Source organism: Flavobacterium sp., assembly GCF_027531905.1.
Lineage (GTDB): Bacteria > Bacteroidota > Bacteroidia > Flavobacteriales > Flavobacteriaceae > Flavobacterium.
Genome location: NZ_JAPZSU010000018.1, coordinates 58,217 through 65,416, shown reverse-complemented (window position 1 = coordinate 65,416; position 7,200 = coordinate 58,217). Strand labels below are relative to the sequence as shown.

The following is a 7,200-nucleotide window of genomic DNA, read 5'->3' as shown; positions in this document are numbered from 1 at the left end:
TATTTAGACGAGTATAGCTATCGATTAAACAGATCAATACACAAGCAAACCATATTTGACAATCTAATCACAAGAATGATTAATCAAAAGCCTATTGGTTTACAATCAATTAAAACAAGTAGATAACTTTACAGCTCTAAAGAATTTAATAGCTCAAAAATCTTGGATTTATTGCGAAAATCAAATCCAAGAAGTCAATTCATTTGTGGTTTCCAATTGGCAAGAACGCTTATTTTTTGAACGTTTAGAACGAAAATCCCAGTATGTTTTTGATAATTTAGTTGTTACCCAAAATGATTGGGAAGCAGTTTTGTTCCTCTTGTTAGCTAAGAATTTTGGTCTCAATACAAATGGGGTTTCTTTTTTTAAAATTGCGCAATCCATACCTTTTTCGGTGATTCGAAAAGAAGCCTCGGATTTGCAAAATCTAGAAGCGCTATTTTTCGGAATGGCAGGTTTGTTAGATTACGATAAAGAAGATACCTATTTTAAGGACTTACAATTTCGGTTCTATTACTTACTTCAAAAGTATGCTATTGAGAAGGTCAATATAGAGTCACTTCAATTTTTCAAGCACAGACCCGATAATTTTCCAACTATTCGGTTGTCTCAATTGGCGAGTTTGTACCATCAAGAGAAACATCTTTTTTCCAAAATCACAAATGAGTTTTCGTTGCCTTTATTGTATGAACGCTTTGCTGTAGCAACTTCAGAGTATTGGCAAACCCATTATCAATTCGATAAAATCAGCCCTAAAAAGAGTAAGAAACTCACTAAATCCTTTATTGATTTGTTGTTAATCAATACCATAATTCCAATTCAATTTGCCTATGCAAAAAATCAGGGAAAAGAAATAACAGAGGAATTAATCGCTTTGATGCAATCTCTAGATTCAGAAAAGAATGCAATTTTAGACAAGTTTAAATCAATTGGAATTTCCACCAAAAATGCTTTTGAAGCTCAAACATTACTTCAGTTAAAATCAGAATATTGTAATAAAAGTAGGTGTCTCGATTGTGCTATTGGTTCAGAATTACTTAAGCAATAGTCTTTTTTGGAGCATAAACAATCAGAATTCTTGGATTCATTGTTCCCGCTCTCCGTTATATCTCTGTCCTCACTCGTTCGCGAGTACAGAGGATGCCACTGCGATCGGTGCTAGTAGTTGTCAATTGGTTTTTTTTGCAATCATTTTGTATCCTCTTTTAAATACTGAAGATAAAAATGTAATTTTGTCTCACTATTTCATTAATTCAATTGCAAAGTAATGTCAGCAATTATCAAACTTAAATTTTTCTTTGAAAAACACGGCTTTCATGTATCCTCACGATTAGCCGATAAATTAGGAATGCGTGTTACAAATGTTCGTTTGTTCTTTATTTACTTGTCATTTGTTACAGCGGGTTTATGGTTTGCAGTGTATTTAACTTTAGCCTTTTGGATTCGTTTAAAAGACTTAGTCCGCGCCAAGAGATCCTCTGTATTTGATTTATAAAAAAGAAGCCGTTTCAAAACTGAAACGGCTTGTTTTTTTAATCTATAAATTGACTATTGTTCAGTCTCTTCGTTGTTTAATTTTGATCTTGTTTTACTATATCCAAAATATACAACAAAACCGATAAGTAACCACCCCAATGAGAAAAGTTGTGCTTTTAAACTTAAGTTAATCATTAAATAAGTATTGATTAAAATTCCGCAAATCGCAATAACTGGTAAAGCAGGTACTTTAAAAGTTCTTGTTAAATTTGGTTGTCTTATTCTCAAAATCCAAACAGCAATACAAACCATAGTAAAGGCGAATAAGGTACCAAAACTAGTCATATCGGCAAGTTCATTGATTGGAGTAAAAGCAGCAACGATAGCTATTATTCCTCCAAGAATCATCAAGTTAGTTTTAGGAGTTCCAGAAATAGGGTTCACTTTTGCAAAAACTTGAGGAATCAAACCATCTTTAGACATTCCTAAGAAAATTCTAGATTGTCCCATAATCATTACCATTAATACAGATATCAAACCAACGGTTGCAGCAATCGTAATAATCAGACCAGCCCATCCTTGACCAGCAATATCAAAAGCATAAGCAACAGGAGCTTTAATTGCATCCGGATATTTCCCTAGTGGATTAAAGTCTTGATAATTCATCATTCCAGTCAAAACTAACGACACAAGAATGTAAAGGAATGTACAAATCAATAACGAAGCGATAATAGCAAACGGTACATCTTTTTTAGGATTAATTGCTTCACCAGCTTGTGTTGAAACAGCGTCAAAACCAACGTATGCAAAAAAGATGGCGGCTGCACCAGAAACAATTCCTGTTAATCCATAAGCGTTGTGTGTAGATTCTTTCTCAATAATTTGAGTAGCCTCAGGGATAAATGGATGCCAGTTGTCTGTATTGATAAAAAATGCTCCAGTAATTATTACAAACAAAACAGCAGATACTTTAAGAAGTACAATCATATTGTTTGCTTTTGCAGCGCTTTTGGTTCCTTTTATTAAAATAGAAATTACAAATAATACGATTAAAAATGCTGGCAAGTTCATTGAGAAGCCTTCTCCAGTGTAGCTAGCAGGATCTGTTGTTAGGTATTCAGGTAGTTCAATATGAAACATTTTCAACAATTTATTGAAATATCCAGACCAAGACACCGCGACCGTCATCGATCCCATAGCGTATTCTAGAATAAGTCCCCAGCCTATAATCCAAGCGAAAATTTCGCCAATTGTTCCATAAGCATAAGCATATGCAGATCCTTCAACAGGTAAAATAGAAGCAAACTCTGAGTAACATAGAGCAGCAAAAACACAGGCAATACCTGCAATAATAAATGAAATTGCTAGAGCAGGGCCGGCATGATAATACGCTCCTGTTCCTGTAAGAACGAAAATACCACCACCAATAATGGCTCCAACGCCAATAGCGGTAAGGCTCCATTTTCCAAGAACCCTTTTCAAATTACTTTTTTTCATATCGGCTTCAAAAGCTGATATTGGTTTAACTCTCCAAATTGACATGGTTATTTGTTGTTTTAGTTATTAAGTTCCAAATGTATTGTTTTTTATAAAAAATAAAAAAGATTATCTCTTTTAAGCTTGTTTTTTTTAGTATTTCTACTCAATTTTTGATAATGCTTAGGATTATGAATTAGTTATGTTTACCTGTTGTTTTGATTTATATGTATTTTTCTTGTTAAGATATTGAGTTTTTTTTATTTTTAGCTAAATATTAATTGCTTGAAGATGTTAAAAAGGTTTTTGTTTTATTTGAAATTTACCAGAGGTCAACGAAATGGGCTTTTGGTTTTGTTTGGAATTATAATCATTTTGCAATTTTTTTATTGGTTTGTAGACGGTAATACTAGAAATGTTAATTCGTTAGATGCAAAAGATTGGCTATCACTTCAAACGAAAATAGAGGAATTAAAAGCCAATACAGCTAAGAGTATTTCTATTTATCCGTTTAATCCAAATTTTATTTCTGATTATAAAGGATATAAATTAGGGATGTCAGTAGAAGAAATAGATCGACTACATACTTTTAGAAAAACAAATCGTTATGTGAACTCAGCAACGGAATTTCAGAAGGTGACGGGTGTTTCTGATGCGCTTTTAAATAAAATAGCTCCTTTTTTTAAATTTCCAGATTGGGTAGAGAATAAGCAAAAAACAGGTTTTAAAACATATTCCAAGTTTGGGTATAAGGAAAAGACTAAAGACACTAAAATAGATATAAATCTTGCAACAAAAGAAGATTTGATAAAAGTTTATGGTATAGGTGAGGTCATCGCGAATCGAATAATCGCTCAAAGAAATAGTTTGAAAGGTTTTGTGGTAATGGAGCAGCTTAATGAGGTTTGGGGTTTGTCTCCAGAGGTTATTGAAAATATAAATAGTCAGTTTTGTGTATCAAAAGCACCAGAACTCGAATTAATCGATATTAATAATGCGTCTTTAAAAGAATTGTCGCAGTTTATTTATTTCAAATATGCATTGGCTAAACAAATCTTAATTTATAGAAGCATGAATGGCGATTTTAAAAATATTGAGGATTTATCAAAAATTAAGGGTTTTCCTGTTGATAAAGCAAAAATAATTGCATTATATTTGAAGTTCTAAAAATAAAATAAAAAACGCATTTTATGAATTCAGCATATTTTTCAGAAGAACATGATTTGTTTAGGGCAAGTTTAAAGGATTTTTTGCAGAAAGAAGTGGTACCACATATTGAAAAATGGGAAAAAACAGGAACTATTGACCGTTTTATTTGGAAAAAATTCGGAGATATGGGGTTTTTAGGTATTTCTTATCCAGAAGCATATGGTGGGTTAAATTTGGATCTGTTTTATATGGTGATTTTGTTAGAAGAACTTCAAAAAATTAAATCTTCTGGTTTTGCAGCCGCTATTTGGGCACACGTTTATTTGGCAATGACACATTTAAATGCCGAGGGCGATGAAAGAATAAAGAGAGATTATTTGGTTCCAAGTATTGCTGGTGAAAAAATAGGGGCTTTATGTATTTCTGAGCCTTTTGGTGGTAGTGATGTGGCGGGAATGAGAACAACTGCAATGAAAAAAGGTGATAAGTATATTATTAACGGCTCCAAAACTTTTATTACCAATGGAGTGTATGCGGATTATTATATAGTTGCAGCTAAAACAGAACCAACGTCAGGAAATAAAGGGATTAGTATTTTTTTAATGCATACTTCGTCTAAGGGAGTTTCGGCAACCAAATTAGATAAGCTGGGTTGGAGGGCATCAGATACGGCAGAAATTGCATTTGATAATGTAGAGGTGCCAGTAGAAAACCTGATGGGGGAAGAAAATAAAGGTTTTGCTTATATTATGCAACATTTTGCTTTAGAACGTTTGATTATGGCGATTAATGCTCACGCAAGAGCAGAATACGCGATTGATTATACGATTGATTATATGTCAAATCGTGAAGCATTTGGAACAACAATTAATAAGTTTCAAGCCTTACGTCATACTCTTGTTGAGCATGCAACTGAAGTAGCACATTGTAAAGTATTCAATTATGCTGCTGTTGCGCGTTTGGACAAAGGTGAATATGTAGTCAAAGAAGCGACAATGGCTAAATTAAAATCAACAAAAGTAGCTGATGAAACTATTTATAGCTGTCTTCAAATGCTAGGAGGGTATGGTTATATGGAGGAATATCCACTTGCAAGATTGTTTAGAGATAGTCGTTTAGGGCCAATAGGGGGAGGTACCTCTGAAATATTGAAAGAGATATTGTCAAAAATGATTATTGATAAACAAAATTATCAACCTGCTGTAAAATAAATATCTAATTATAATTGCTAATTAATAAAACTTTACTACTTTTGCGCACTTAACGAAAGGGGGTGATAAAATTATGTTAATTATACCAATTAAAGACGGAGAAAATATCGATAGAGCATTAAAGCGCTATAAAAGAAAATTTGATAAAACTGGAACTGTTCGTCAATTAAGAGCGCGTACTGCTTTTATTAAGCCATCAGTTATCAATAGAATGAAGTTCCAAAAAGCAGCTTACATTCAAAATATGAAAGATAGTTTAGAGAATATCTAAATTTCTGTTTTCAAAATTTATTACCGTTAGTGATTAAAGTTTTATAACTTTGATCCTAACGGTTTTTTTATGACTTCTATTAAAATAGCTTTTAGAGATTATCTTGTTCTAGAGAAGAATTATTCGTTGCATACGCAAAAAGCGTACTGTGATGATGTGGATGCTTTTGAGATTTTTTTACAGGAGGCTTCTTTTGAGGTTATCTTGGAAAAAGTAGCGTATTCCCATATTAGGAGTTGGGTGGTTTTTTTGGTGGACTCGGGATTGAATACTGTTTCGGTGAATAGGAAAATAGCTTCTTTGAAAGCGTTTTATAAATTTTTATTAAAGACAAAGCAGATTTCTGTCAGTCCTTTGCTTAAACATCGAGCTTTAAAGGTTTCTAAAAATATACAAATTCCTTTTTCTGAAAAAGAGATGAATAGTCTTGATGTGCTTTTTCACGATGATGCTGATTTTGATTCTTTAAGGGATAGGTTGATGATTGAAATGTTTTATGCTACAGGAATGCGTAGGGCTGAAATGATTAATTTAAGATGTGGAGATGTTGATGTTGGTGCGGCAACGATAAAAGTCCTTGGTAAGAGAAATAAAGAAAGGATTGTTCCGATGTTGTCAATGTTGGCGGGACGTATTGAGTTGTATTTAAAAGAGCGGTCAAATTTAGAAGAGCTTGTTGATTTTGAATATTTTTTTGTTACTTCAAAAGGGTTAAAATTAAGTCAATCTTTTGTCTACAGAACAATTAATTTGTACTTTAGTAATGTCTCCGAGAAAGTAAAGAAGAGTCCGCATGTTTTAAGGCATACTTTTGCGACTCATATGTTAAATAACGGGGCAGATTTGAATTCAATAAAGGAGTTGTTAGGGCATTCAAGTTTGGCGTCTACTCAGGTGTATACTAATAGTAGTTTATCTGAATTAAAAAAAGTGTATAAAGATGCGCATCCGAGAAGTCTGAAGTGATTTCTATACTATGTTTAACCACAAAAAATAATGATTATGAAGGTAAATGTTCATGCAGTTAACTTTACTGTTGACAGAAAGCTAGTAGATTTTGTCCAAGTTAGAATGGATAAGTTAGAAAAGTATTATGATAAAGTAGTTTCTTCGGATGTTTTTATGAAGGTTGAAAAGACAAGTGATAAAGAAAATAAAATTGTAGAGGTTAAAATTAATGTTCCTGGGGATGACTTTTTGGTAAAAAAACAATGTAAAACTTTTGAGGAAGCTATTGATTTGTCTGCCGAATCACTAGAGCGTTTGCTGGTTAAAAGAAAAGAAAAAGTGAGATCTCATATTTAATTCAATTTTTTTTCAAAAAATGTTTTGATTAAGAGATAAAATCTATACATTTGCAGTCCGTTAGAAATAGCGGACTTTTTTATTGATATTTGCCAGCGTAGCTCAGTCGGCTAGAGCAGCTGATTTGTAATCAGCAGGTCGTGGGTTCGAGTCCCTCCGCCGGCTCTATTAGGTTCAAACTTTGTTTTGAACACGTTCTTAAGGTTATGGTAATAAAGGGGAGATACTCAAGCGGCCAACGAGGGCAGACTGTAAATCTGCTGTGAAAACTTCGCAGGTTCGAATCCTGCTCTCCCCACAAATTAGAATGAA

At 33.1% G+C, this 7,200-nt stretch carries 8 protein-coding genes, 2 tRNA genes and 1 pseudogene; 10 read left to right on the top strand and 1 reads right to left on the bottom strand.

Features of this window, described 5'->3' with window-relative positions; genetic code table 11:
* The 3 genes and pseudogenes from O9307_RS05960 to O9307_RS05950 all read left to right on the top strand — a co-directional run.
* Positions 1-126, top strand: a pseudogene (locus O9307_RS05960) (IS1595 family transposase); the annotation flags it as partial.
* Positions 95-1,048, top strand: coding sequence for a DUF2851 family protein (locus tag O9307_RS05955; protein ID WP_298296318.1), 954 nt, complete (start codon positions 95-97; stop codon positions 1,046-1,048). The pseudogene O9307_RS05960 and the gene O9307_RS05955, both read left to right, overlap by 32 nt.
* A gap of 219 nt (positions 1,049-1,267) precedes the next feature.
* Positions 1,268-1,495 carry a hypothetical protein gene (locus tag O9307_RS05950; RefSeq protein WP_064716527.1) on the top strand — a complete coding sequence of 76 codons (228 nt, stop codon included), beginning with the start codon at positions 1,268-1,270 and terminating at the stop codon, positions 1,493-1,495.
* Between the two features lie 53 nt (positions 1,496-1,548).
* Here O9307_RS05950 and O9307_RS05945 read toward each other — a convergent pair whose 3' ends face one another.
* Positions 1,549-3,018: an amino acid permease gene (locus tag O9307_RS05945; RefSeq protein ID WP_298296314.1), complete on the bottom strand. Its 1,470-nt coding sequence runs from the start codon at positions 3,016-3,018 to the stop codon at positions 1,549-1,551.
* 288 nt (positions 3,019-3,306) lie between these two features.
* Here O9307_RS05945 and O9307_RS05940 point away from each other — a divergent pair, with 288 nt between their 5' ends.
* The 7 genes from O9307_RS05940 (at position 3,307) to O9307_RS05910 (ending at position 7,186) form a co-directional block, all read left to right on the top strand.
* On the top strand, positions 3,307-4,119 hold the full coding sequence (locus tag O9307_RS05940) for a helix-hairpin-helix domain-containing protein (RefSeq protein ID WP_298296311.1): 813 nt from the start codon (positions 3,307-3,309) through the stop codon (positions 4,117-4,119).
* 23 nt (positions 4,120-4,142) lie between these two features.
* On the top strand, positions 4,143-5,312 hold the full coding sequence (locus O9307_RS05935; protein WP_298296308.1) for an acyl-CoA dehydrogenase family protein: 1,170 nt from the start codon (positions 4,143-4,145) through the stop codon (positions 5,310-5,312).
* A gap of 73 nt (positions 5,313-5,385) precedes the next feature.
* On the top strand, positions 5,386-5,583 hold the full coding sequence (gene rpsU / locus O9307_RS05930) for a 30S ribosomal protein S21 (RefSeq protein WP_064716531.1): 198 nt from the start codon (positions 5,386-5,388) through the stop codon (positions 5,581-5,583).
* Positions 5,584-5,652: 69 nt separating this feature from the next.
* Positions 5,653-6,549 carry a tyrosine-type recombinase/integrase gene (locus O9307_RS05925; protein ID WP_298296303.1) on the top strand — a complete coding sequence of 299 codons (897 nt, stop codon included), beginning with the start codon at positions 5,653-5,655 and terminating at the stop codon, positions 6,547-6,549.
* A gap of 36 nt (positions 6,550-6,585) precedes the next feature.
* Positions 6,586-6,888 carry a ribosome-associated translation inhibitor RaiA gene (raiA, locus tag O9307_RS05920; protein ID WP_298296300.1) on the top strand — a complete coding sequence of 101 codons (303 nt, stop codon included), beginning with the start codon at positions 6,586-6,588 and terminating at the stop codon, positions 6,886-6,888.
* 91 nt (positions 6,889-6,979) lie between these two features.
* Positions 6,980-7,053 (top strand) — tRNA-Thr (locus tag O9307_RS05915).
* A 52-nt stretch (positions 7,054-7,105) separates the two neighbouring features.
* A tRNA-Tyr gene (locus O9307_RS05910) sits at positions 7,106-7,186 on the top strand.
* Positions 7,187-7,200: the final 14 nt, after the last annotated feature.